We start from the raw sequence: 23,255 nt of genomic DNA, 5'->3' as shown, positions 1-23,255 counted from the left end.
CTTTTTCAGACTTCAGGTTAAAACCCTCTAAAATCCCTATCAGGGATTGAAACTCCCCAGAAGAAGAGCAAGAAAAGTACTTTAGACTTAAGTTAAAACCCTCTAAAATCCCTATCAGGGATTGAAACGCACTATCGTACTGTGCAAATACAGGACTTGCAAAAGTTAAAACCCTCTAAAATCCCTATCAGGGATTGAAACCTCCTCCCGGCGGGGGCAACTGTGGAAAACATTCCATGTTAAAACCCTCTAAAATCCCTATCAGGGATTGAAACGTAATCAACTAATCACAAACAGAAAATAAAAAAGGTTAAAACCCTCTAAAATCCCTATCAGGGATTGAAACACCTAAGACTAAGCCCCCTAAATTAATTATCAATAGTTAAAACCCTCTAAAATCCCTATCAGGGATTGAAACTTCTCCCCTCAATCTTAAAAGCTAAACTATCTAATGGTTAAAACCCTCTAAAATCCCTATCAGGGATTGAAACGCGCTTCGTTTGCGCGAAGTAAGCTACTTGAGTGGTTAAAACCCTCTAAAATCCCTATCAGGGATTGAAACTATAATGGCAGCTATTTGACACTCTCTTTGCTTAGTTAAAACCCTCTAAAATCCCTATCAGGGATTGAAACTGGTACTAGGGAATGAGCGCAGTTAATAGTTACGTTAAAACCCTCTAAAATCCCTATCAGGGATTGAAACGGGATAGCAAGAGAAAGCGCTTTTATACTCATGTTAAAACCCTCTAAAATCCCTATCAGGGATTGAAACAGCGATCGCTGGGTAATTCTGCGCCGCAACTAATTGTTAAAATCCTCTAAAATCCCTATCAGGGATTAAAATGATTCTGCTGCGTAAGTACTCTCAACAACAACCCTGACTTTGCGGAAAACCCAACAGGGTAGCCAAAGCAATACCTAAAGGCGATCGCCAAAAATATCTACTCATTCTTTTTGTGTAGAAAATTAAACCACTTACTTCTAGGCAACTAATCAAAGCGCGAGTATAAAAGAAAAAACAAACACAAATTAATACCTGAAATTAACAGAGAAATAACATGGCAAATCGCTCGCGCAAGCTAACGCCAAAATCTTCTAAGCAAAATGGTTCTGATTTGGAAGCAAAGAAACCTCAAATCCAGCAACAACAGTTAGGTAATACCGATTTGCCAAAAGAAGGTGATGGAGGAATTAATCAAACCCAGATACAGAAAGCGATTTCTCCAGCAAAATCTTATAAACCATCTTCAATAATTGCGATCGCCATTTTACTTACAAGTGCTGGCTTAGTGTTGAGTTGTACCTGGATTGGGATTCTGTGGATATTTAACCCGGAACAGGTAAGCTGGCTGAATAATTTCCTCCCAGAGTGGGCGCACATCCCCGGTAACAGCGAAAATCCTCAAACTCTCGCCCAAATCCAAGTCAACTTGAGTCAAAAACAACAAATACCAGGGGAAACAATTCCTCTAGATGATGAGGAAAAATCATTTCTGTTACCAGTTATGCGCCAGCGTCCCGATTGTGTAGCCAACTGTAAGGAAATAGTCGAACTCAGGGTTTATCAGTTAGAAAATTTAAAATACGAATCACAACCAGAAAAATTTTATCGCTTGGCAAATAGTTTACAAATTACTGGCCCTGAAGAATCATTTGCGATTACCGGAAGTGGGCAGAATGCGATCGCTTCCTTGGTAGAAGATACACCAGAAAATGAAGATGTGAGCAATCCTTTACCCTTAGATGTAGTTAACCGCTTTGAAGACGGAACACCAGCAGCAGGTGTCTGGTTAAATTTGCGCGGACAGCGACAACAAGATCATCACTCGGCTTCCGGTTCAGGGACTATCACTTACGGTCAAATCGTCTATTACAATCCAGAACGTAGCAACTTACAACTGATGTTATCTTGGACTAGTCCCAGTGGACACCTTCCTAAATGGGAACAAGTTACAGGTAGTAACGCGAAAGAATTAGTCGTTGATCAAACCATAGGTTTAGAACCAAAACTACAGGTTTACCAAGTTAAATCTGTAAACTTATACCTGAATCCTATTCAACTGGAAGAAATTTCTCTACAAAACCCCGTCTTGAAAGACTCTGGTTACAAAAACGCCCTGTTAATTAGCCGCAATGGCTTATGGTCACCAGCTTTCGAGTGGTTAACATCTATTAAAAAACAACGCAAAAATACTTTACCAGCCGCCGCCCAATCACAACTAGACTTGATTCGCCTCCACGCTGAAGTAACTAAAGCCCAAGCAGATAAAACATGGGCTAGTCCCAGTGAACAAGTGCTTGCAGATTTAATTGATGGTCGTTGGGAAAAAGCGTTGCAAGTATTTAGCGCATCCCCACAGAATGCACAAGAAATAGCCATCTTGTTAAAAGCAGACAAAGGGCGATTATGGCGGCGTGTGGTAGGTGCAATGCAAGTTAACCCCAATAGAAAAGCCGTCCAAGCTTGGGGGGCTTTGATTTTAACAGTCCAGCAGGGGGAAGCAAAAGCCAACTCCTGGTTAGAAGAACAAGCAAAACCCTCTACAGCAAGCCTCAGTTATATCCAAGGTCTGACAAAGCAACTCTATCCCCAAGCAGACACAATTGATGATTCCGCGCCTAGTCCAGATACAGATAATTAATTGCCAAAATTATGGGGGTGGAAAACTTTTTCCACCCCCATTTACTAAATTGATTGGATAATGTTAAGGTTATTTTATGATGTCTTCACACAATCTTTATCAAGTATCGATGGCGATCGCTAAATTTGAAAGTGAAGATTCATGGTTGAAAGTTGCGTGTTCCCAAAAAAAGATGATAAAGGCGCGCCATCAAAAAATTATTCTTCTTTGGTAGTAGCGGCTAAACGTTGTTCTTTGAGATTTTGTAATTGTTCTAACAGAGAGTCTACCTCTGCTTGCAAGTTCATTAGTTTAACTTGCTGGTCATCTTGGTAGTAAGACTTATTTAAATGACGTGTCAACGCAGCTTGGTATTCACGTTCAGAAACAGTAGATGTAGCAGTAGCCATCTTTTTTAAATTCCAAAACTCAACTCACACCTGTTGGTAAATAATATAATAAAGCAACTTTAAGCTTTGTTAAATAAATGTATCTTTTTAATCATATAGTCTAATGAGTCACGGTTTGTACCATAAGTGACGGCGATGATTCCCCTATGTTCCCGTGATTTTATACTCCCCTGCTTTTTCACTCCATCCCCCGTTCCTTGAACATTCCCATCAATTTCCGTTTACGGGCGTGGATTTCTATTAACTTTTCCCGATATTTTGACCAATCTGCTTGTCTGCCAGATTGTATGTAAGCAGCACGTACCTTTTTCAACCACTGCACTGCTTCACCATAATATTCTGCCTTACCCTCATCCATAATTTTTTCAGCACGGCGACGGGCATTAGTAATTACCCAATCAGGCTTATGTGATATGGCCGCTTCCATGACTCGGTGGATTAAAGCTGAATGATAGGAACTGAGTTCACTAACAGTGGCGATCGCATCCTCAATCAGTCCCTCATATAAAAATACATCCACCTTGGCTGATTCTATTCCCCAAGTCTTACAACTCTGGATAATCCTTAATAAATCTGTTTTGACATTTTCCCAGTTTTCCCCCGCTAATTCTGCCATTTTTTGATAATCAACAAAGCAGGGTTTAACTTGAAAAGCTTCCTTGAGTGCGAGTAAAGAAATCTCTGGATTACCCACAGCTTCGGCTAAATCGCTTGTCCAAATACCTAATTCATACCGACAATTCCCCGGTAACTTAAAACCAACCTGGGCTATGTCCAATGCTTCGGGTAATGAACCTTGTTCCGCTAAGGTTTTAGCTAAAGCAAAAGCCTCTTCCGTGGAACTCATCTGCATTTCCGCCGCCGCCAATGCTTCCTCTACCCTACCTAAACGCCCCAACATAGTTAAATATTCTTGGGTTTGTCCCTCTGCTTGGGCTAAATACAGATATTCTTGGTAGCGTTCCTGGCGTTCGAGAATTTTGAGGCGAATTTGTGCTAAATCATCGGCATAATTAGGAACTTCTCTCTCCCATACACCCATTTCAGCGATATCACCTTGGAGAACCCGCAGCAAATGCGGATTATCCCAACCTTGACGCAACGCATCTAAACTCATAGTGAAGTCGGCATTCCATTCATCTTGCCAAGCTTCCAAACTCACTTGCACATCAACTTTTTCTGCTGATGTCAGTTCAGAGGAGAGAATAACTTCACACCAAGCAAGATTTAACTCCCAGGCAATTTCATCATTGTCAGCGCCATATTCTGATACCTCATCCCAATTTTCCGCACAGGTAGAGGTAATGGCTTCAAGAATAGCGATCGCATTATTACTTTCTCCTTGCTGAGAAAATTCTAAAGCAGTCTGCACCAAACTAAACAAATCTTCGGTAATTGGGTCTTCCTCGTACCCCTCCTCAAAGTAGCGGACTGCTTCCCGCAAAATTTGCTTAACCTGTCCGCGAAAGGAAGCCAAATTCACAGTTACTTGCCGTCCGGGTTGAGTAGATATAGGTTTAGCTACAGGATTAGTCATCCAGCTAACGTGCTGATCAATCACATCTACTAGTTGGGGTTGTTCGGCAACCAATTCCTGTACAAGCCTTTGAGTCTGGACATGATCTAAACGATCTAGTAATTGTTCTAAAGTAGGACGTTGCTCAATAATTTCTGGTTGTCTTGTAGATACAAGCATCGTCGCCACAATGTGTTTACACCAGCCATCTAGGTTGTAAGCACAAGTACACTTCGCCGAAGTGATAGTCTTGTCATCAAAATTGAGAGATACACGATAAGGTAATCGTTCATTTCCTTCAACTTCTGCCTGCAATTGCTGACCACGCTGAGTAATTGTGATGACAGCACCCGCTTCAAAATAAGCCTCCCCACGTTGGAAAGATTTGGCATTAGCGTAGCGACGGACTGTAAATTCACTGATTTGGGGTAGAGACATCGAGCGATCGCCTGCAAAAACCTGTGCGTAGATAAATCTTAGATCAAGCTTAGGCTTTCCGCTCATTGATTGCAATTAGGAGATTGGTCATTAGTGACGCGATTCATCGTTTCATAGACGCGATGAATCGCGTCTCTACAATACCCAATCCCCAGTCCCCAATCCCCAATTTAGTAACTTCCACACCTCCAAAGACTTGCAAGGATGGCTAGACAAGTCGAAAATAGAGAGGCGAAGCACACGGGGAAACTAACGTGAGTCATGAATTTGATTACGATTTAGTCATAATAGGCGCTGGTGTAGGGGGACATGGCGCAGCCCTACACGCGGTAAGTTGTGGCTTAAAGACGGCGATTATCGAGGCGGGTGATATGGGGGGAACCTGTGTCAACCGGGGTTGTATTCCATCGAAGGCGCTGTTGGCTGCTTCTGGACGTGTGCGGGAATTACGCGATGCCCATCACCTGAAGTCTCTGGGGATTCAAATTGGTAATGTGGAGTTTGATCGCCAAGCGATCGCTAATCATGCCAATAATCTCGTCTCCAAAATTCAAGGAGATTTAACAAATAGCCTGAAACGTCTGGGAGTCGATATCATCAGGGGTTGGGGCAAAATCGCGGGGACACAAAAAGTCACCGTCACAGGCGATGGTGGTGAAAAAACCATCACCGCTAGAGATATTATCCTTTCCCCTGGTTCTGTCCCCTTCGTACCTCCAGGTATTGAAGTAGATGGCAAAACCGTATTCACCAGCGACCAAGGCGTAAAGTTAGAAACCTTACCTGAATGGGTAGCCATTATTGGTAGTGGTTACATTGGTTTAGAATTCTCGGATATTTACTCAGCTTTGGGCTGTGAAATCACCTTGATTGAAGCCCTCGACCAGTTAATGCCAGGATTTGACCGCGATATTGCCAAACTCGCGGAACGGGTGCTAATTACACCCCGCGATATTGAAACAAAAGTTGGTGTATATGCCAAAAAAGTTATTCCTGGTTCGCCAGTAGTAATTGAATTGGCAGATTTCAAAACCAAGGAAGTTGTCGATGTCATTGAAGTAGATGCTTGCCTAGTAGCAACAGGACGCATCCCAGCCACCAAAAACCTGGGTTTAGAATCCATTGGTGTGGAACTCGACCGCCGCAACTTTATTCCTGTAGATGATCGCATGGCAGTGTTATCAGCAGGTGAAGTAGTACCCCATTTGTGGGCAATTGGTGATGCCAACGGCAAAATGATGCTGGCACACGCGGCTTCAGCCCAAGGCATTGTCGCCGTGGAAAATATCATCGGTAGGGAAAGAACAGTAGACTATCGCAGCATTCCCGCCGCCGCATTTACCCATCCCGAAGTTAGCTATGTCGGCTTAACAGAAACAGGCGCTAAAGAATTAGGCCAAGCTGAAGGTTTTGAAATCGCCACCAGCAGAAGTTACTTCAAAGGCAATTCTAAAGCTTTAGCCGAAAACGAAGCCGACGGTATAGCCAAAGTCATCTACCGCAAAGATACAGGGGAAGTTTTAGGCGTACATATCTTTGGTTTACACGCCTCCGACTTAATCCACGAAGCATCCGCCGCCGTCGCCAACCGTCAAACCGTCCAAACCCTAGCCCATTTAGTCCACGCCCACCCAACATTATCCGAAGTGTTGGATGAAGCGTATAAACGAGCTATTGTTTAGTTTAGTCAACAGTCCATAGTCCATAGTCCACGGCTATAACTAATGACCATTGACTATGGACTAATGACAACTGACCACTGACAACTGACAACCTTATGCAAATCCGTCGCCGACAACCAAATCCTGCTATCAATGTATCGATATTGCGCTACCAAGTCGCTGTACCAGATGCCAAACCACAACATATTTTGGAAGAAATCGTTTGGCAAAAGGAAGTAGAAGTTGACCAAATGCGGGAAAAGTTGCCTTTGCTGGAATTGCAAAAAAAAGCACGTATCGCCCCACCCACCCGCGATTTTGTCGCCGCCTTAAAACAAGGTAGAACCACACCTGCGTTAATTGCCGAAGTCAAAAAGGCCTCACCCAGTAAAGGCGTGTTTCGGGAAGATTTTGACCCAGTAGCGATCGCCTTATCCTACCAACAAGGTGGCGCTAGTTGTATTTCCGTCTTAACTGATGAAAAATTTTTTCAAGGCAGTTTTGACAACTTAACGAAAGTCCGCGCCGCCGTTGATTTACCATTACTTTGCAAGGATTTTGTGATTTATCCTTATCAAATGTATCTGGCAAGGATTCAAGGCGCAGATGCTGTGTTGTTAATTGCCGCTATCCTTAGTGATCAAGATTTACAGTACTTCATCAAAATTGCCAAGGCTTTGAATATGGCAGCTTTGGTTGAAGTTCATAATCTGGAAGAACTTGACCGTGTATTAGCTTTAGATGGTGTATCTTTGGTAGGAATTAACAATCGCAATCTAGAAGATTTTTCTGTAGACTTACAAACTACTTGTCAACTTTTAGCCGCCAGAGGTAGCCAGTTACAAGAACGAAATATTTTAGTTGTCAGTGAGTCAGGATTACATAACCCAGAAGATTTAAGTTTAGTATCCCAATCTGGTGCTAGTGCTGTGTTGATTGGTGAGTCTTTAGTCAAACAACCAGATCCAGAATTAGCGATCGCCAACCTATTCCCTCGTGGTGTTTAAAAGTTGTTCTTACAACCAGAAAAGTAGGTACCGCAACTCTAGCGGATGGTGTAATTGCCAGTACCTACACTTCTGAGTGTTTTAATTCCATTATCTAATATGTAGGGTGCTTCAGCATGAACAATTTCCTGGTACAGCTAGGTTTTTTTGCACTGACGCACCCTACTAACCATAAATTTGGAATAATTTATTCTTTGGTGTTCCCTAATAAACTTTATAAAGCTATTTAAATGTCAAAAAATATAGTTAATATTTATTTATTGTGTAAAAATTAACTTAATAACATACAACTACTAAGCATCACAAAATGCTTAATTTAACATCACCAATTGACTACATGGAGCAAATTCCCCTACCCTCACCCATCCATTATGAACTCATACTCCAATTATTAGAAAGACAAACTATGTCAGCAGTCAGTAAAAACCCTGATTTGCGGCATCAAGTAAATCAATTAATTATTACACTAAGAAAAGCAGCAGCCCAGCAAAAACACTTAGAAAACTCTTGTCTAGGTTCTTCCCTATCAGTAGAACATCGTTGGTCAATCAATCATCATGATCAGCAAGTTGCAACTCCTGATTAAAAAGGATTGGGGTAATGGGGATTGGGTATTGGGTAGGAAATAATTCTCTCTAGTCCCTTTTTTCTCTGTCATGGTGTAAAAAGTTCATGAAAGCTAAATTAAAAGAGCGAGTTAATCATTCAACTCGCTCTTCTAGTTTGTTTGTATTTAAATGAGTAGAACTTACGGGAGCCAACTTTTTGTGTCTCAGTCTTGGTAAAAGACAGAGTGGTTGCAACATACCTTGATTCTCCTAAACGAGAACTTCATAGCTTACGCTGTTTCTAGCCAATCATAAATTTTTTCTAACTGTTCTAAGCTAATTAAACCGTACTGCCAAAGAATCATAGGCAAAGGCCCTGGGTCTTGTTCTCGATGGCGTAGTGCCACAGCCAAAGATGCCGCAGAAATTGCTAAATCTTCCTGTAGAAAATGAATTAGTCTTGAATAAGTAGATGGTGACATCTGTAACTCACCTCCTTGTTTAGTCTGAATCGTCATTTAGTGTTTTCCCTTTTCCCTATACTTTGCAAATATCACTTCACCCGTGAATATACGATGACCGGATAATCACTAGAGCAATTTTTAAAATTCTGCAAACACAGCTATTTTTTAATGAAAACTAGAGAATTATAGCTAATCTTAGCCATCATTTCATCTAGATGCTTTATTTTCCAGCTGTTAGTTGTTCTGGTCAAATAGGTTTTATCTTTTTTTACTTTAGTGTGTCACTTAGATACACCTTTAGTAGCAAAGATTCCATAGCTAATACTGCCTTACAAACAACTAGTTACACTTATGCCAAAAGAAAGATTTTTTGCATAAAGTTTCTCTAGGCTGCGATCGCACTTGAGAGTGTATAAATTTCGTTGTGTTTGACATCATACTAAATAGTAACCGCAGAATTTGTATTTTACGTATACTTGATGTTTTTTTTACGCAAAGATCATGAAGTAAAAATCAGTTTTACCTTGGAATACAAGCCATTGAGAGATTTAACACTTTTAATTACGGTTATTTAAAAACTCAATTTTGATACTATTGCCTGGCTGCAAATTTAACTCAGCTGCCCTGCCTGCACGTAACTCTATGACTGCATCAATAAGTACGTCAGGGCCATATGTAGGACAAGGCTCACTCAAGCAAGGAGGTGCAGCAGCCTGAATATACTTCACTACGCCCTTTCGCAAAAACACCATATCTAAAGCAACCGGTACATTCTTCATCCAAAATCTAGCTGGTTGTGGAGAAGGAAAAGAAAACAGCATTCCCCTGTTATCTGGTAAAGCTGGCCGATACATCAGTCCCATTTGCTGCTGTTCTTGTGTTTTTGCCACTTCTAATTCAATAGTTGTGCCATTAGGAACAGTTGCTTTAGCTGAAATTGGTAGTGTTTGTCCAGAATTCACTACTAGTGCAGGCGGAGGACTAGCAGTATCTGTAGGTGTTTCGGCTGTGGTTTGTGAAGAACAAGCCATCAGTAGAATACTCAATAGCATCGGAATTAAACTTAACCAACGCATCATACAATTTTTAATTTTGTAATTTAGACTTCGATTTTACAGAAATTAAACGAAAAAGCCCACGGTTATCGGTTATGTTTTCTAGCACCTTGAGGAGACTGGTTAAGCTGCCCTTGTTTTGACTTGCATATCTTTTCGTGTTGACAGTTGATGGTTGACAAACCATATAAATTTGGATGTAATACCAATTTGAAAAAAGAATGCGACAAATAACCATCCGTAGAGACGCGATTAATCGCGTCTTCTTCATCCAAAGATGTGTTGCAATCATTAGTTGAATTGGTATAACCTGCCATAAAGCAAATATCCCACCTGTGAGAGAGTGGGAGTGCTTAATTATAGAATGTAATTTGCATTACTACGAAGTTAAATTTTTAGGACTCTCTAAGGACGTAACCAACGCCTCGCACCGTTTGAATTAGACGCTTTTGACCTTCATCCTCAATTTTTAAGCGTAAGTAGCGAATATACACTTCTATAACATTAGATTCACCCATAAAATCGTAACCCCAGACGTTTTCGAGAATTTGTTCGCGGGTTAATACTTCACGGGGATGTTCCATTAAGTATTTTAAAAGTTCAAATTCTTTCATTGTTAACTCGACATTTCGTCCACTGTAAACAGCACGGCGATTAGCTAGGTCTAAAATCAAATCACCAAAGCGTAACTGTTCTGTGGTATCGACATCTGGTTTCAAGTAGAGGCGAATCAGTCTTAAAAAATCTTCTGGGCGATAAGGTTTAAGAATATAATCATCAGCCCCTGCTTCTAGACAAGCAACCCGATCATCAACTGTGTCCCTAGCCATTAAAACTAATACTGGCGATCGCACTCCGGTATTCCTGAGATTTTTGCACAAAGAAAGACCAGATTCACCCGCCAGCATTCTGTCCAATACAACTAAAGCAGGCTGGCGATCGCGACAGTATTGTAACCCAGTAGTCGCATCGCTCGCCAAAATAGCATCATAGCCAGCTTCTTGTAAATCAAAAGACAGTTGATTCGCTAGGCTATCATCAGTTTCGATCACCAAAACACACGGGCTATGAGTAGCTATCATAAGATTTGGGGATATTAGGATGTTTAATTGTATAGGCAATAAATGGGGAGTGGGGGAAAGGGGAATAACTATTGACTATTGACTATTGACTATTGACTAAGGTAATTCTACTGAAGTTGGTTTGGCGATATGCGGTAGACCCCAACCCAGTTTTTCTCGCAAAATACGGAAAAATTCTGGTGGTTGGAGGCGAATAAATTTGACACTGTATGGCGATCGCTCTAGATATACTCTATCTTCTGGAAAAATATAGCATCCCCCATTGCCATCAACTACCATCACCAACCGGGGAATATTCACCGGGTAAATATTGACTGGTTCAGTATCAGGAAATACTAAAGCCCTAGAAGCCAAAGAATGGGGACAAATAGGAACGAGCTGCAATGCAGGTACGCCGGGGGTGACAACTGGCCCACCTGCGCTTAAAGAGTAAGCGGTGGAGCCTGTAGGTGTAGAAACAATTACCCCATCTGCGGCAATATCCACTGGCGCATGACGACCTACAGCAATCTCAAAATGACACATTGACGTTAATGGTTCACGATGCAAAACCATTTCGTTCAAGCATAGAGCCTCCCAAAGTACTGATTCCCCTCGTAGCACTTTGACTGTGAGCATGGCTCGTTCTTCGATTTCATACTCACCGGCGATCGCCTGATCTATAGCTTGGGGTAATTGATTTAGGTAAGTTTCCGTTAAAAACCCCATGTGTCCGGTATTGATGGCCAAAATCGGGATACCGCAAGGCGCTACCTGACGCGATGCGGCTAAAACAGTACCATCACCCCCCAGCACTATGGCAAACTTCATCTCTGAATCAAAACCAGGGGGTGTCAAACCGTCAATTGGTGTGTGGCACACGGGGCTTTCGGGATTAGAGTAGCCCAATATGCCACCGATACTAGATGTGATAGATACATCCCAACCGGCTGTGGTTAGCTTATCTTTTAACTCGATAGCAACACGACCGGCTACCGGTTTAATGTCGTTGTATATAATGCCTACTTTCGGCACACTCAAATATCCAAGTTTAAGCGACGCTTTGTCTTTTGTAATCGTTACACATTTTGGATCACCAGTCATTAGTTTGGCATCAAAAGTCTATACTCTATGGTAAAAAACTGTTGATTACTGACTGTTGACTGGCGACTATTAACTATTGACTTTTTTAAAAGGAGTTTTTTTGTCTTTCTGCTTTTTAGTTTTAGTTTTCTCGTAATCTAACTGTTTGAGCTTTTTCAGAATCCGGCTGAAATACTCTTGTAAATAGCTTTCTAAAGTAGTACTTTGTTCTTTCTCTAACCCAAAGACTGTGTAAACTTCGTCCATTGAAGCATTTAGCGGTCTACCACTAGCCAAAACTTCGGTAAATGCCAGTCTGTCGGCTATATTCCATCCCCACTGAAAGAACTTAGCCAGACCGCGCACAGCTCGTAGTAGGTTGATGGGCATTCGTCTTACTTTTGCTTCTTTGCCAGATAAGCGTTCACATAAGTTAATGATTTCTTCGGCACTCCAGGCACGAGTACCCACTACAGGAAAAGCTTGTTTTTCTGTTTCTGGCACACTCAACGCCCGCACAGCAAACTTAGCAATGTCTAAAGTGTCCATATAGGCGACTGGGGAAGATGCGCCAGTTACCCACACAGGTTGCCCTTCTAAAATGGGGATGCCATACTGACCGATTAACCCCTGCATGAAGCCAGCCAAGCGCAGAACAGTGTAATTTATCCCAGATTCAGCTAAAAATAATTCTGTACACCGTTTAATTTCCATCAGTGGGACTTCTGGATATTTATCGGCATCAATAATAGAGAAGAATATAAAACGTTCTACACTCGCCGCCTTTGCTGCCTGGATCAGGGCTATTTGTCCTTCCCAGTCCACCTGCTTGATTGTCAGCGAATCTGTAGCGCGAGAAGTAGCTGCATCAATTACTGCTGTTACGCCTTCTAGCGCCTCTGCCAGAGTCTGGGGTTGACATAAATCTCCTCTGACGAGTTCGGCTCCCCATTCTTTTAAAAAAGCTGCTCTTTTAGGGCTTCTGACAAGACAACGCACTTGATATCCCTCATCGATCGCTCGACGAGCCACTTGTCTTCCTAAGGTGCCAGTGGCACCGACTATTAATAATGTCATGAGGGTTGTAACAAATTTTAAACTTTTATGAAAAGAATCTTAACAGAATTATATCTGTAAATAAAAATTAATGGTTTTTAAGGAACAGAATTGATACTGAAAAAATCGCTAAAACAAAGTTTTCCGGTGAATGCAGCCACACACGCGGGATGAAGCGCTGGGTGGACTGCCGTAGCCTGCTTTTTCGGAGGAATACCCGGACACGCTATTTTGCCAGTGCGATTCAGGTTTCTCATCTGTTGAAAGCAGGCAAATACAGATAAATTATTCTTCTGCGCCTTGGATTTTCAATAGTAAAGCACCCAAAGCCCAACCTACGAAGATTAAGCCGAAAGATAACAAAGCTGCATTCAGAAGTTCGCCGCTCATTTAATGTGATTCTCCTTGACGAATAAATTTTGATTTTTTGGTCTTATCCAGGCACAGGAGTCAGAAGTGCTAATTCATGAGTGCTGAGTAATGAGTATTGAATGATAATTTGTTCATTCTCCCTCATCTGCTTCTCTGCCCTCCTGCTTCTTCTAGCCTCTAATCCCTAGCCCCTTGTATTTGGATTAGACCTGTGTAAACAATTTTAAACTAGTTTGATAGTCAATCCCTACTATTGGGAGATGGAATCAAGCAAAAAATTCTTCTCTAAAGTACTTATATGTACCAATTAAATCAAAATCAGACAGTAAATATACCTGAAAAATATCGCCCACGTTTAGCTCTAACAGTGGGAGATCCTGGCGGAATCGGGACAGAAGTGATTTTAAAAGCTTTGGCTGATTTAGAAATCGGTCATCACTATGACTTAACTGTAGTAGGTAATAAAAATTTACTCATAAAGACGTATCAACAACTAAGCTTGACTGAAAATTTAGCGCCTTTGGCTGATCCTAATTTATTAAAAATAATTGATGTAACTATTGATCAAGAAATTGCGGGACAGATAAATGTAGGAACTGGTAACGCGGCTAGTGGTGCAGCCAGTTTCGCTTATATGGAATATGCGATCGCCCAAACCCTAGCGGGTGAATTTGATGGAATTGTGACTGGCCCCATAGCTAAATCTGCATGGAAAGCCGCAGGCTATAATTACCCAGGACAAACGGAACTGCTAGCCCAAAAGTCTGGTGTTGATCGCTTTGGGATGTTATTTGTCGCGCGATCGCCTTACACTGGTTGGACACTAAGAGCGTTACTCGCCACTACCCATATACCTTTACGTCAAGTGGCGGATACACTAACACCGCAATTGCTGACGCAAAAATTAGATTTGTTGGTGGAGTGTTTAGAGAAGGATTTTGGCATTACTAGTGGGAGAATTGCGATCGCTGGTTTAAATCCCCACAGTGGCGAACAAGGACAACTGGGAACAGAAGAACTGGATTGGTTAATTCCTTGGTTAAAGTCAGAACGACAAAAACGCCCTAATTTCCAGCTAGATGGGCCGATTCCCCCGGATACGATGTGGGTTAAGCCTGGTCAAGCTTGGTATGGCAATAAAGTTGTGCAGCACCCTGCTGATGCCTACCTGGCACTGTATCACGACCAAGGTTTAATTCCCGTCAAACTGATGGCCTTTGACCGTGCTGTGAATACCTCTATTGGTTTACCCTTTGTCCGCACTTCCCCAGACCACGGAACAGCCTTTGATATTGCCGGTAAAGGTATTGCTGATGCTACTAGTATGCAGGAGGCGATCGTATTAGCGGCTGAGTTGGTTAGTCAAAGGTTAGGTTGGGAAAAATAATTTTGAATACGTTGCTGATTTAGTTAGTAGGGTGCGTCAATGAGAGAAAGCTTAGCTGTGCCGAGAAATTATTCATACTGACGCACTCTACATTTTGGATGTTTTTTATCTGGAAGACCCTGATTGCAAGTATCAAAAAAGAAGATGTAAATAAACAGTCAAATTATAAATAGCCACACCCTGATAGAAATGTGTGAGTTAACTTTTTGATTCAGGTAAACTCTTGCTTTCCCGGCTTAAATTGCTGTAGATTCTGGTATTTCAAACTTATAACCGTAACCGCGAACAGTTTTAATAAACTCCGGTATACTGGTATCAGATTCTAGCTTCTTACGTAGCTGTCCGATGTGTACATCAACCACCCGTCCATCTCCTACATAGTCACAACCCCAAATTTTCTGAATCAATTGAGGACGGCTCCAAGCTTGACCAGGATGACTAGCTAAGAAATGGAGAATATTAAACTCCAAAGCAGTGAGATTAAGAGGTTTATCGTTAAGAGTTACCTCTCTCCCTTCTGGGTTAATTGCTAGCTGCTTAAATATCAAACGTTGTGAAGGAGAAGGTTTGATAGAGCGGATACGTCTTAAAAGAGCTTGGACACGAACTTCAATTTCAGCCAAACTAAATGGCTTAGTAATGAAGTCATCAGCACCAGCCGCCAGGATTTTAATTTTGTCAGCTTCCTCTGTTCTTCCAGTCAAGATCATCACCAAGACGTTATTACGGCTCTGCATTTCTTGACAAAGACTATAGCCACTAGTATCGGGAAGATTCCAATCAAGAATCACCAAGGCTGGGTTGAATTGCTCAAACAATGACAAAGCTGTTTTACCGTCTGCCGCAGACTCTATTTGATATTTGCGACTTAAAAAGCGATATATGAGGTTACGGACTCCAAAATCGTCATCTACAACAAGAATTTTGGGGTTTGTAGCGGAAAGCATCACCATATTATTTCAGCGATTGTTATAGCCTATTGTTTATCTAGCGTTTTGCTGTTTGTTATGCTCCTACACAAGAGACAGCCGTTAAGGTGATTGTGTTATGAGCGCTTCTAGTAAGGAGCGTTGGTTGAAGTCTACCTCTAGTGAATACGTAGACTGACAATATCTGACAGGAATACATTATTTCTGTATTACTTAGCTACACCTAATTTTCCATTAAATTTATGAAAAGTTCAGCCATGATTATGCAAACAAAATGTATGACTTTTGTATAACCTTGGTATGTCTTTCTGCTTACGTGCTAAAATGACAAATCTTCACTGTTGAGAGAAGTTAATAGTTTTCAGTGTGTTTCCCAATTTGTAGAACTTCTCTAAATCAATCTAGTTGGCTTCCAAACAAAGCCACGCAACAATCCCATCCAAAAAATCCGTGATATAGCCTACTCTGATTTAACTCATAAAAAAACTACCTACGGGGAGATATGAGTATTTGTCCGGAGTGTGTCTGCGTGCAGCTACCAAAAAAATCGTATTTAATAACACATTTTAGCTGAGAGTATGACCAGCCAAGGACTGAGAGCTTCGCCTGAAGGTATTAGAGCCGCGAAAACAGCCCTAACCGACAAAACCTTGACTCAACAAAAACTAGCAGCTGCGTTAGGGATTACACGTCAACCAGTCTCCAAGTTTTTCGCGGGAGAGCCAGTATCTCGCAGCTGTTTTGTGCAAATTTGCCAACAACTAGGACTATCATGGCAAAAAGTTGTTGGTTTAGCGGAAGAAGCAATATCAGAGACTACATTACAACCCAAAGGAATTGACCTTGATGTGTTGGTAAGGGAAGTGCGCCAAAAGCGTCAGGAGAAAATTCAAGACCAGTGCTGTACTCTACAAATGTTAGATATTGCTCAGGCAATTCCCTTAAGTGAAATTTACACTCCTGTGAGTATTTTGGAGGAGATAACCAGTCAGCAGTGGCGGGAAATTTCTGACCTAATGAATGATTGGTGTCTTGAGTCTAACTTTCAGGGGTTTGGACAAGGAAACCATCAAAGAGCATTACCAGGGTTAGATGCCATATCGCGCTATTCAAAGTTGATGCTGTTGGGTAAACCGGGGTCTGGTAAGACAACATTTTTACAGTATCTAGCAATGGAATGTAATCATGGTAAATTACGACCTAATCAAGTACCTATTTTTATTAGGTTAAAGGAATTTGCTGAAGATACTCAACGTGAGAGTGAGTTAAATCTTCTACAGTACTTACTTCAAGAATTTCGTTGCAATGGAGTTGAAGAAGAATCAACTTTAGCAGTACTTGCTGGCGGTAAAGCACTAATTTTACTTGATGCTTTAGATGAGGTGCCATTGATTCATGTAGATAAAGTTATCAGAGAAATCCGCAAGTTTATTCAGACATTCTATAAAAATCAATTTGTAATTACTTGCCGAATTTCTGCCCAAAAATATAGATTTCAAGGTTTCACTGAGGTAGAAATTGCAGATTTTCAAGAACAACAAAGAGATTTTTTTGTCAGGCAATGGTTTATGGCAGTAGCTCATCTGTCAAGCAAAGAAGGTGAATCAACTTGCAATATATTTACCCAGCAACTAAACTTACCAGAAAATCAGCGTATCCGAGAATTAGCTAATACACCAATTTTATTACATCTTTTGTGTCTAGTATTTAGAGTTAAGATGCAATTTCCCTATAAGCCAGCAAACTTATATGAACAGGCACTGAATATTTTACTGGCTAGATGGGATGAAACTAGAGGTATCAAAAGAGATGATTTCTATGCACATTTAAATTTAGCAAATAAAAAAAAGCTGCTTTGTTACCTTGCTGTCCATACTTTTGTGAAAGGAGATTATTTTTTTACCTCAGATAAAATTCAAAACCTAATATGTGATTATTTATCCAACCAATCAAATACCATTGATTTACAGCAGCACAGTATAGCTGTTCTGCAAGGAATTGAAGCACAAGATGGTTTATTAGTAGAACGGGCTAGGGGCATTGATTCTTTTTCCCATTTGGCATTTCAAGAATATCTCACTGCGAAATATATTGTTGATGATGCTCAAAATTATAATTGGCAGTTATTAATTAACCACATAGGTGAGGAGCGTTGGCATAACTTATTATTTTTAATTGTCAGTATGCTAGACAACCCTGATGAAATACTGCAATTAATGAAAGATAAAATTGATGAACTTGTAGCTGCTGATGAAAAGATTCAAAGTTATTTAGCTTGGCTGAATCAAAAAACTAGTGAAGTTGTTAATTCACAGCAAGTATTTGCTGCTCGTGCCTTTTACATAATTTGTAGTTGCACTTTTACACATAGTGCCAATGATGTGTTAGCAGGAGATTTATTTAATAATCTATCTTTTAATTCTGAATTAGCTCTGGATCAGTTGCTTTTTAGTACTCTGAACTGTGTGAGTGAGCTAGAACTTGGTTTTGAACAAAATCTGCATCATGCTCATGCTTTTAATTATATCTACGCTCTCAATATTAATTTTGATGAAGCTATTAATGTAGTTAACGATGCTGAATTTAGAGAAGAATTACAAAAGCTAAAAAAAGGATTACCCAGCGCAGAAGGTAACATTGAAAAAGTAGTATATTGGTGGTATGAAAATGGTAAATTATGGAACCAGCAATTGAGAAGCAAAATAATTAAATATCGTAATATTGGTTATGACTGGCAATTTAATCAGCAACAGGTTCGACTATTACAACAATATTTTGCAGCTAATAAATTACTAATAGATTGTCTAAGATATGCCTTGGATAGTAGACTAAAACGAAAAATTGAGGATGAATTATTTTTAGTCTACCAAAAGAGATAAATAGACGATATTCATACCACAGCCAGAGAAAATGAGCGGATAAAGTTAGCTAAATTGCTGTTAATTCCATTAGCAGTTAATAGTTAGGTTATGACTAATAATCCATTAGGCCGTATTATTCCTCAGCAACCACCCATTGAACCACAATCTGATGTTCATGCACTCAAATCTCGTTTAGAGTGGGGCGAACCAGCTTTTACAATATTAGATGTAAGCGATCGCTCTACCTATAACAATGGACATATTATGGGTGCGATGGCAATGCCCATTGAGGACTTAGTAGACAGAGCCTCATCGTCCTTAGAAAAAAGCCGTGATATTTATGTTTATGGTGCAGGTGATGAGCAAACCTCCCAAGCAGTAAATCTCTTGCGTTCGGCTGGTTTTAACCACGTCTCTGAACTCAAGGGTGGTTTAGCTGCATGGAAGGCGATTGGTGGCCCTACCGAAGGAATTATTGAGTCCAGAACTCCCGCAGGTGCGGATGACTACAACGTTGTTTCTCGAATGCAAAATCATTTAGAGAATCAGAAGAAGGAAGTTTAGTAGTCATTGATCATTGGTCATTGGTCATTGGTTTGGACATTTGACTAATGACTAGTGACTAGTGATTAATTTAATGTTCAAACAAATCCTTGAACTGTAATAAATCTAGAGAAACAATTGTTGGTAGGACTTGAAAGCATTGTTGTGCTAGTTCCCAGCGTTCTTCGCGTTTGAGCATGGCGACTAACTTTTGCTGGGCGCTGAGTAAATAGCGGACATCATTGGCGGCGTAACTGAGTTGTGCTTCAGTCAAATTTGCAGCGTTTCCCCAATCCGAACTTTGAGCGCTTTTATCTAGTTCTACTTGTTCCAACTCATGCACCAAATCTTTAAGTCCGTGGCGATTGGTGTAAGTGCGGGCTAACTTACTGGCGATTTTGGTGCAGAAAATTGGCTGGACTTGAATATCCAGATGGTGACGCAAGGTAGCCACATCAAACCGAGCGAAGTGGAAAACTTTGAGGACGTTTGTTGCTTCTAGGAGTTTTTTGAGATTTGGGGCTGTGGTTTGCCCTCTGGCTATACGGATTGCAGTTACCTTACCCTCTGGGTTGCATAGTTGAATTAAGCACAGGCGATCGCGCTGGGGTAACAATCCCATCGTTTCTGTATCGACAGCGATCGCCTCTGATTGTAAATATTGGGCAACAGCAGCGTCACTAAGGTCGCGATCGCCAACTTGGAAATCTTGTAATGTCATGAATCACTCAATAATATATGCAGTATCTGCCGACGAGTCACCGACACTACACTATTATTGTCTAAAAAACCCACAATTCCATCTATCGAGTACGCAAGAAAATTTGTGTCAGATAAACTTCCCCTTGGGCATTAGTGGCAACGCCAATACCAGTCATATTGAAATTGCCTTTGATATTCTTTAAATGACCAGGACTATCTATCCAACCAATCACAGCTTCGTTTGCTGGATCGTCATATCCCCGATTAAAAGCCACATTTTCGGCAGCACTGTTGTAGCGAAGAGGAATAGCATTCACTCGTTGCTCAAATCCTTGATGGCTAAACGGAACTCTACCTCTAGCCATGTTTCGACTGTGAACTCTTGCTTGCTGAGTGATCCTCGCATTTAAGGTCAACTTTGGTAGTCTTCTAGACATCCGATACCGATTAATCTGCTCAAATACTGATTTTTCCAAAGCAGTAGTTTGAAAGGTTGTAGTAGTAGTGGTAGCAACCTGATGAGAAAAAATCGACAACGGTGAATCACCAGTGGCGTGTTTTGTAGAAGAGTGACCCGGTATTAGAGGAGCCATTAATCCTCCGGCAAGGACAAGCATACTTATAGCGATGCCAAAAGCAGGTTGTCGGGACATGAAGAATTACTTTGTGTACATACTTATAAGACCTATACTCTAACTTCTACTGTCTAAGTTATATAACAGGATACTTTTGCAGTTTAATCAGCCTTAAAATTGGGGACAAATTACTAAAACTGCACACGCATCTAACCGTCTAACGATTTCGTTCGCCATTTGTAGCATATAAAACCATCTTATGGTTAAAATTCGTCACCTACAAGGGGATGGAGTTTCCCGCCGCTTTGATAAATTTTTCTCAAAAAACATGAATTCGATGGAACCCCGCCCCATATTACTGTTCGCCCAGTGAGGAAAGAAATGAGGGTAATGAGGCAGTAATGATTTCTGACTCTCATCATCCCCCACCCTCAATGTTCTAAGAACGAATGAAAATTTGGGTGAAATAAACTACACCTTGACCGTTAACAGCAACACCAACCCCAGTCAAGTTGGCATTACCTTTAATATTGGCTAGGTGTCCTGAGCTTTTGAGCCAACTTTGCACTGCGCGTGTTGCTGGGTCTTTATCTTGGTTATAAGCAACGTTTTCACTTGCGGATTTGTTGGGCATATTCAGTGCTTTCACACGCTGATCGAATCCCTGGTGGCTAAAGGGAACTTGACCACTAGCCATGTTTTGGCTGTGAATCCTAGCTTGCTCGTCAATACTAGCGTTCCGGGTTAGTGCTGGTAAGTTCTGAGACTGTCTGTATTGATTAACTTGCTCGAAAACTGCCTGTTCTATAGAAGCTGAGTTGCTATTCGATTGTCCACCTGATGGACTGGGAGGGTTATTTTGTCCACCTGATGGACTGGAAGGGTTATTTTGTCCACCTGAGGGGCTGGAAGGATTATTTTGTCCACCTGATGGACTGGAAGGATTATTTTGTCCACCTGATGGACTGGAAGGATTATTTTGTCCACCTGAGGGGCTGGAAGGGTTATTTTGTCCACCTGAGGGATTATAGGGTCTTTGGGGGTAAGATTGCCCAGGATATCTTGCGGGAAGACGATTATATTGTCTCGGAAAACTGTATTGTGCGAGAAGGCGATCGCTGGAAATAGATGAAGACTTGGGTGCAGGAGGTTGAATTTGGAGAGAAACTGCACTCGCTCCACTGGTGAGAGCGAAAGTTCCTAACGCAACGGCGTAAATTGTTGTTTTAAGCATTGGCAATCACAGACGTAGTTGCTGAGAGTAAACTTCCAGTTCATCTAAACAAACCGCCTGGATTTGAACAAATTTGCTGTGGCTCTGTATATCTTTGGTTCTATCCTTATCCCTTTGAATATTCTCTGATAACTTTTAAATTCATAGATTTTCATCAATAAGAAGGCGATCGCACAGATCGCCCTCCCCTATAAGTCTGATTTTTCGCTAAATTTTCCCGAAAAATGCTGCAAAACAGCCTGTGTAAATTTATAAATCTTTAACAAAATATCTATCTTTAGATAGATTTATTGTGGGATTAAAAACTTAGCTACAGTTTGGACATCTTTATCACCACGTCCAGAGCAGTTGATAATAATGCGGGGGCTACCGTCAAGTTGAGGACAGAGGGTTTCTAAGTAGGCGATCGCATGGGCTGTTTCCAGGGCTGGGATAATTCCTTCCAAGCGGGATAATCGCTGGAACGCAGCCAAAGCTTCCTCATCCGTCACACTGTAATATTCTGCACGACCAACATCTTTCAAGTAGCTGTGTTCTGGCCCCACACCAGGGTAATCTAACCCCGCGCTAATCGAGTGCGCTTCAATTACCTGGCCATCCTCATCTTGCAGTAGATAGCTCATCGCCCCGTGCAATACACCAACTCTTCCTTTTGTCAAGGTAGCGGCGTGTTTTTCTGTATTGACACCCTCTCCTGCTGCTTCTACTCCAATTAACCTAATGGATGACTCATTCACAAACTCGTAAAATAAGCCCATCGCATTAGACCCGCCACCCACACAAGCCAAGAGAATATCAGGTAAACCACCCCATTTTTCCAAAGCTTGAGCGCGAGTTTCTTGTCCAATGACCGCATGAAAATCCCGTACCATCATTGGGTAAGGATGAGGCCCGGCGACGGAACCCAAAATGTAGTGAGTAGTTTCCACATTCGTCACCCAATCCCGAATTGCCTCAGATGTAGCGTCCTTGAGAGTTCCAGTCCCAGCCTCTACTGGACGAACTTCAGCCCCCATCAGCCGCATTCTAAACACATTCAAAGCTTGGCGTTCCATATCGTGAACACCCATATAAATCACACATTCCAACCCAAACCGAGCGCAAACTGTAGCCGTTGCTACACCATGTTGTCCAGCACCAGTTTCGGCAATAATGCGCTGCTTACCCATGCGCTTGGCTAATAATACTTGACCAAGGGCGTTATTGATTTTATGAGCGCCTGTATGATTTAAATCTTCGCGTTTTAAGTAAATTTGCGCTCCTGTACCATCTGGTCGGGCATAATGGGCAGTGAGGCGTTCTGCAAAATACAACGGTGTCGCACGTCCTACGTAATCCCGTAATAATTGTTGCAGTTCTGCTTGAAAACCAGGGTCATGGCGGTATTTTTGATAAGCTGTTTCTAATTCAGCCAAAGCCGGCATCAAGGTTTCCGGCACATACTTACCGCCAAAGCGCCCAAAGCGTCCTTGGATATCGGGAACCTGAGCATTTGAGGGGGTACTTGGGGAAAGGGGAGTGGTAGTCACGGAATGATTTTTGATGATGGGATAGACTTAATTATTATAGGAAAGTCTGAGGCACAGATAATACAGTGTAGCTTCACAAGAAAGACATTAAACTAGTTCGTAATTGCTAATTCTTAATTTGTAATAGATATATAGCCCAAGAATATACCCCAAAATTCCAAAACAACCGGACACTGACAAATCTAGTTTTTCGTATTCAGTAA

The 23,255-nt window shown here is 41.4% G+C and carries 20 protein-coding genes and 1 CRISPR repeat array (1 of these 21 cut by a window edge); of the genes, 7 read left to right on the top strand and 13 right to left on the bottom strand.

The annotated features are described in order from the left end of the window. Nucleotides 1-844: direct repeats of the CRISPR family, unit length 37 nt; unit sequence GTTAAAACCCTCTAAAATCCCTATCAGGGATTGAAAC; it reaches 580 nt to the left of the window's first position. Nucleotides 845-1,058: 214 nt separating this feature from the next. Continuing rightward, nucleotides 1,059-2,642: a hypothetical protein gene (locus ACM5QX_RS20675; RefSeq protein ID WP_414755220.1), complete on the top strand. Its 1,584-nt coding sequence runs from the start codon at nt 1,059-1,061 to the stop codon at nt 2,640-2,642. Nucleotides 2,643-2,839: 197 nt separating this feature from the next. Here the strand turns inward: ACM5QX_RS20675 and ACM5QX_RS20670 are convergent, their stop codons facing one another. After that, nucleotides 2,840-3,031, bottom strand: a complete 192-nt coding sequence (locus ACM5QX_RS20670) for a hypothetical protein (protein WP_414755219.1) — start codon at nt 3,029-3,031, stop codon at nt 2,840-2,842. Nucleotides 3,032-3,209: 178 nt separating this feature from the next. Continuing rightward, nucleotides 3,210-5,051 carry an SWIM zinc finger family protein gene (locus ACM5QX_RS20665; protein WP_414755218.1) on the bottom strand — a complete coding sequence of 614 codons (1,842 nt, stop codon included), beginning with the start codon at nt 5,049-5,051 and terminating at the stop codon, nt 3,210-3,212. 188 nt (nt 5,052-5,239) lie between these two features. Here ACM5QX_RS20665 and lpdA point away from each other — a divergent pair, with 188 nt between their 5' ends. The 3 genes from lpdA (at nt 5,240) to ACM5QX_RS20650 (ending at nt 8,239) form a co-directional block, all read left to right on the top strand. Further along, nucleotides 5,240-6,667 carry a dihydrolipoyl dehydrogenase gene (gene lpdA / locus ACM5QX_RS20660; RefSeq protein WP_414755217.1) on the top strand — a complete coding sequence of 476 codons (1,428 nt, stop codon included), beginning with the start codon at nt 5,240-5,242 and terminating at the stop codon, nt 6,665-6,667. 95 nt (nt 6,668-6,762) lie between these two features. After that, the gene (gene trpC / locus ACM5QX_RS20655) at nt 6,763-7,653 is read left to right on the top strand and encodes an indole-3-glycerol phosphate synthase TrpC (RefSeq protein ID WP_414755216.1); all 891 of its coding nucleotides are present in this window, start codon (nt 6,763-6,765) and stop codon (nt 7,651-7,653) included. 337 nt (nt 7,654-7,990) lie between these two features. Further along, nucleotides 7,991-8,239, top strand: a complete 249-nt coding sequence (locus ACM5QX_RS20650) for a DUF5340 domain-containing protein (RefSeq protein WP_041456162.1) — start codon at nt 7,991-7,993, stop codon at nt 8,237-8,239. A gap of 252 nt (nt 8,240-8,491) precedes the next feature. Here ACM5QX_RS20650 and ACM5QX_RS20645 read toward each other — a convergent pair whose 3' ends face one another. From ACM5QX_RS20645 to ACM5QX_RS20620, 6 genes are all read right to left on the bottom strand, one after another. Beyond that, the gene (locus tag ACM5QX_RS20645) at nt 8,492-8,719 is read right to left on the bottom strand and encodes a DUF2949 domain-containing protein (protein WP_010998879.1); all 228 of its coding nucleotides are present in this window, start codon (nt 8,717-8,719) and stop codon (nt 8,492-8,494) included. 503 nt (nt 8,720-9,222) lie between these two features. Next, on the bottom strand, nt 9,223-9,744 hold the full coding sequence (locus ACM5QX_RS20640; RefSeq protein ID WP_414755215.1) for a DUF192 domain-containing protein: 522 nt from the start codon (nt 9,742-9,744) through the stop codon (nt 9,223-9,225). A gap of 371 nt (nt 9,745-10,115) precedes the next feature. Then, on the bottom strand, nt 10,116-10,802 hold the full coding sequence (gene nblR / locus ACM5QX_RS20635) for a response regulator transcription factor NblR (RefSeq protein ID WP_011318719.1): 687 nt from the start codon (nt 10,800-10,802) through the stop codon (nt 10,116-10,118). A 96-nt stretch (nt 10,803-10,898) separates the two neighbouring features. Beyond that, a complete protein-coding gene (locus ACM5QX_RS20630) occupies nt 10,899-11,816 on the bottom strand; it encodes an NAD(+) kinase (RefSeq protein ID WP_041456720.1) in 918 nt (305 codons plus the stop codon). 138 nt (nt 11,817-11,954) lie between these two features. Further along, nucleotides 11,955-12,941 carry an SDR family oxidoreductase gene (locus tag ACM5QX_RS20625; RefSeq protein ID WP_414755214.1) on the bottom strand — a complete coding sequence of 329 codons (987 nt, stop codon included), beginning with the start codon at nt 12,939-12,941 and terminating at the stop codon, nt 11,955-11,957. 264 nt (nt 12,942-13,205) lie between these two features. Further along, nucleotides 13,206-13,310, bottom strand: a complete 105-nt coding sequence (locus tag ACM5QX_RS20620) for a PetM family cytochrome b6-f complex subunit 7 (RefSeq protein WP_010998885.1) — start codon at nt 13,308-13,310, stop codon at nt 13,206-13,208. 280 nt (nt 13,311-13,590) lie between these two features. Here ACM5QX_RS20620 and pdxA point away from each other — a divergent pair, with 280 nt between their 5' ends. Beyond that, a complete protein-coding gene (gene pdxA, locus ACM5QX_RS20615) occupies nt 13,591-14,679 on the top strand; it encodes a 4-hydroxythreonine-4-phosphate dehydrogenase PdxA (RefSeq protein WP_414755213.1) in 1,089 nt (362 codons plus the stop codon). Between the two features lie 236 nt (nt 14,680-14,915). Here pdxA and ACM5QX_RS20610 read toward each other — a convergent pair whose 3' ends face one another. Then, nucleotides 14,916-15,632 (bottom strand): response regulator transcription factor, encoded by a 717-nt coding sequence (locus tag ACM5QX_RS20610; protein WP_190568938.1) that lies wholly within the window; start codon nt 15,630-15,632, stop codon nt 14,916-14,918. A 554-nt stretch (nt 15,633-16,186) separates the two neighbouring features. Between ACM5QX_RS20610 and ACM5QX_RS20605 the strand changes: the two genes are divergently transcribed. Together ACM5QX_RS20605 and ACM5QX_RS20600 are read left to right on the top strand one after the other, a co-directional pair. Next, complete coding sequence (locus ACM5QX_RS20605) at nt 16,187-18,487, top strand: NACHT domain-containing protein (protein ID WP_414755212.1); 2,301 nt, start codon at nt 16,187-16,189, stop codon at nt 18,485-18,487. A 90-nt stretch (nt 18,488-18,577) separates the two neighbouring features. Next, entirely contained in the window at nt 18,578-19,033 is a 456-nt protein-coding gene (locus ACM5QX_RS20600; protein ID WP_011318713.1) for a rhodanese-like domain-containing protein, read from the top strand. Between the two features lie 70 nt (nt 19,034-19,103). Here the strand turns inward: ACM5QX_RS20600 and ACM5QX_RS20595 are convergent, their stop codons facing one another. From ACM5QX_RS20595 to trpB, 4 genes are all read right to left on the bottom strand, one after another. Further along, nucleotides 19,104-19,733: a ribonuclease H-like domain-containing protein gene (locus ACM5QX_RS20595; protein WP_414755211.1), complete on the bottom strand. Its 630-nt coding sequence runs from the start codon at nt 19,731-19,733 to the stop codon at nt 19,104-19,106. A gap of 82 nt (nt 19,734-19,815) precedes the next feature. Then, nucleotides 19,816-20,367: a CAP domain-containing protein gene (locus ACM5QX_RS20590; RefSeq protein WP_041456159.1), complete on the bottom strand. Its 552-nt coding sequence runs from the start codon at nt 20,365-20,367 to the stop codon at nt 19,816-19,818. A gap of 361 nt (nt 20,368-20,728) precedes the next feature. Continuing rightward, nucleotides 20,729-21,523, bottom strand: coding sequence for a CAP domain-containing protein (locus ACM5QX_RS20585; protein ID WP_414755210.1), 795 nt, complete (start codon nt 21,521-21,523; stop codon nt 20,729-20,731). A gap of 287 nt (nt 21,524-21,810) precedes the next feature. Next, nucleotides 21,811-23,052 (bottom strand): tryptophan synthase subunit beta, encoded by a 1,242-nt coding sequence (gene trpB / locus ACM5QX_RS20580; RefSeq protein WP_414755209.1) that lies wholly within the window; start codon nt 23,050-23,052, stop codon nt 21,811-21,813. Nucleotides 23,053-23,255 lie beyond the last annotated feature (203 nt).

This window comes from Anabaena sp. CCY 9910, assembly GCF_963920875.1.
Taxonomy (GTDB): domain Bacteria; phylum Cyanobacteriota; class Cyanobacteriia; order Cyanobacteriales; family Nostocaceae; genus Trichormus; species Trichormus variabilis.
This window is presented reverse-complemented; position numbering and strand designations above follow the sequence as displayed.

Excerpts from the sequence above, each read along its gene's own strand:
- pdxA (WP_414755213.1), top strand. The coding sequence starts at position 13,591 with ATGTACCAATTAAATCAAAATCAGACAGTAAATATACCTGAAAAATAT.
- ACM5QX_RS20650 (WP_041456162.1), top strand. The coding sequence starts at position 7,991 with ATGGAGCAAATTCCCCTACCCTCACCCATCCATTATGAACTCATACTC.
- trpC (WP_414755216.1), top strand. The coding sequence starts at position 6,763 with ATGCAAATCCGTCGCCGACAACCAAATCCTGCTATCAATGTATCGATA.
- ACM5QX_RS20610 (WP_190568938.1), bottom strand. The coding sequence starts at position 15,632 with ATGGTGATGCTTTCCGCTACAAACCCCAAAATTCTTGTTGTAGATGAC.
- ACM5QX_RS20645 (WP_010998879.1), bottom strand. The coding sequence starts at position 8,719 with ATGACGATTCAGACTAAACAAGGAGGTGAGTTACAGATGTCACCATCT.
- ACM5QX_RS20595 (WP_414755211.1), bottom strand. The coding sequence starts at position 19,733 with ATGACATTACAAGATTTCCAAGTTGGCGATCGCGACCTTAGTGACGCT.
- ACM5QX_RS20670 (WP_414755219.1), bottom strand. The coding sequence starts at position 3,031 with ATGGCTACTGCTACATCTACTGTTTCTGAACGTGAATACCAAGCTGCG.
- ACM5QX_RS20620 (WP_010998885.1), bottom strand. The coding sequence starts at position 13,310 with ATGAGCGGCGAACTTCTGAATGCAGCTTTGTTATCTTTCGGCTTAATC.
- ACM5QX_RS20585 (WP_414755210.1), bottom strand. The coding sequence starts at position 21,523 with ATGCTTAAAACAACAATTTACGCCGTTGCGTTAGGAACTTTCGCTCTC.
- nblR (WP_011318719.1), bottom strand. The coding sequence starts at position 10,802 with ATGATAGCTACTCATAGCCCGTGTGTTTTGGTGATCGAAACTGATGAT.
- ACM5QX_RS20605 (WP_414755212.1), top strand. The coding sequence starts at position 16,187 with ATGACCAGCCAAGGACTGAGAGCTTCGCCTGAAGGTATTAGAGCCGCG.
- ACM5QX_RS20640 (WP_414755215.1), bottom strand. The coding sequence starts at position 9,744 with ATGATGCGTTGGTTAAGTTTAATTCCGATGCTATTGAGTATTCTACTG.
- ACM5QX_RS20665 (WP_414755218.1), bottom strand. The coding sequence starts at position 5,051 with ATGAGCGGAAAGCCTAAGCTTGATCTAAGATTTATCTACGCACAGGTT.
- ACM5QX_RS20600 (WP_011318713.1), top strand. The coding sequence starts at position 18,578 with ATGACTAATAATCCATTAGGCCGTATTATTCCTCAGCAACCACCCATT.
- ACM5QX_RS20625 (WP_414755214.1), bottom strand. The coding sequence starts at position 12,941 with ATGACATTATTAATAGTCGGTGCCACTGGCACCTTAGGAAGACAAGTG.
- ACM5QX_RS20675 (WP_414755220.1), top strand. The coding sequence starts at position 1,059 with ATGGCAAATCGCTCGCGCAAGCTAACGCCAAAATCTTCTAAGCAAAAT.
- ACM5QX_RS20590 (WP_041456159.1), bottom strand. The coding sequence starts at position 20,367 with ATGTCCCGACAACCTGCTTTTGGCATCGCTATAAGTATGCTTGTCCTT.